Source organism: Acetobacter tropicalis (genome assembly GCF_001580915.1).
GTDB classification, from domain to species: Bacteria; Pseudomonadota; Alphaproteobacteria; order Acetobacterales; family Acetobacteraceae; genus Acetobacter; species Acetobacter tropicalis.
The window spans coordinates 1-1,295 of the sequence record NZ_LHZQ01000060.1 but is presented as its reverse complement, the minus strand read 5'-3'; the positions used below and the strand labels follow the sequence as shown (position 1 = coordinate 1,295).

The 1,295-nt window shown below is 32.8% G+C and carries 1 protein-coding gene and 1 pseudogene; both read right to left on the bottom strand.

The window, feature by feature from the left end; translation table 11 throughout:
- Nucleotides 1-219 precede the first annotated feature (219 nt).
- On the bottom strand, nt 220-1,047 hold the full coding sequence (gene lgt, locus AD944_RS16005) for a prolipoprotein diacylglyceryl transferase (protein ID WP_082784168.1): 828 nt from the start codon (nt 1,045-1,047) through the stop codon (nt 220-222).
- Nucleotides 1,048-1,105: 58 nt separating this feature from the next.
- A pseudogene (locus AD944_RS17170) lies at nt 1,106-1,295 on the bottom strand (hypothetical protein); the annotation flags it as partial.

The window sequence follows — 1,295 nt, the reverse complement described above, 5'->3', positions numbered from 1 at the left end:
GAGCTGGTTTCAAAACCAGGGGGTTTTTAGAACCCTCCAGTTTATACAGAATTAAATCGATTTATTATATATAATATAGCATATTGCATATTTTAATAATAAAAATGATCATTTACCTCTAAAAACACTTGTTTATATTTATGTTATGCAATAATATCAATGGATTATAATTTCAAATTGATTAAAAAGAGGGTTTTCGTACCCTCTCCATTATTAATTTCATAACTTATCCATAACTTTTAAAGTGGATTGGTTATGTTTGATTGTAGAGATTGCAATGATAGTTAATCCTGTAAGGCATAATGGTACGGATAGAATTTGGCCCATTGTTATTCCATCATAGAGAAAGCCTACTTGGCTGTCGGGTTGCCTAAAATTTTCGCAAATTACTCTAACTAACCCGTATGCAAACAAGAATACGCCTGTTAGTACACCCCTTCTAATTCTTATGTAATGAAATTTGAATATAGAAAACATAATAATAAATAAAAACAAACCCTCTCCAAATGCTTCAAAAAGCTCTGATGGATATCGTGCTGGAAGCCCATAATTCGGATATATTATTTTAAATAAGGCATCTTCCGATGCTATTCTTCCTATTAGTTCTTGATTTACAAAATTAGCTAATCGTCCCAAACCAAGCCCGACAGGCACAGAAACCAGTATCCTGTCGGATATCGAAAGTATTTTAAAATTATTTTTTATAGAAAAATAACAAATAGCGATAGTTACACCAATAAATCCACAATGCGAAGACATTCCGCCATGCCATATTTTAATTATTCCTATTGGATTATTTGTATAATTATATAAATCGTAAAATAGTATATATCCTATTCTGCCTCCTAACAATACTCCCCAAAATCCATAAATATATAATTCATCAACTTTTTCTTCACTCATTATGAATGGATTTGTTTTCATTATTTTTTTGCTAAATTCCAAAGAAAATAGAATTCCAGCAATATAAGATATTCCGTACCAGCGAATAGGAATTCCAAGTATAGAGAAAAAAACAGGGTTAATATTAGGATAAGGTATTAGCATAATTTTTATATTTTCCTATATTGAAGTAGTTCTAACTGCATGGTTAAAGGGGTTTTGGCTACCTGTGTTTTGTGAGTGTCCGGCGAGTGCATGTCAAATACGGCTTGATAAAATACACAGCTACGCCTCGATCCTGCATTTCTTCAATTTTCCTTCGTTCGCGACTGATTACACCCATTTTTTCTAGTCTGCCCATGATGGTGCTGACGTGGAGGGTTCTAAAAACCCCCTGGTTTTGAAACCAGCTC

Bases quoted from the DNA above. Each gene is read 5' to 3' on its own strand.
- lgt (WP_082784168.1), bottom strand. From the start codon at position 1,047: ATGCTAATACCTTATCCTAATATTAACCCTGTTTTTTTCTCTATACTT.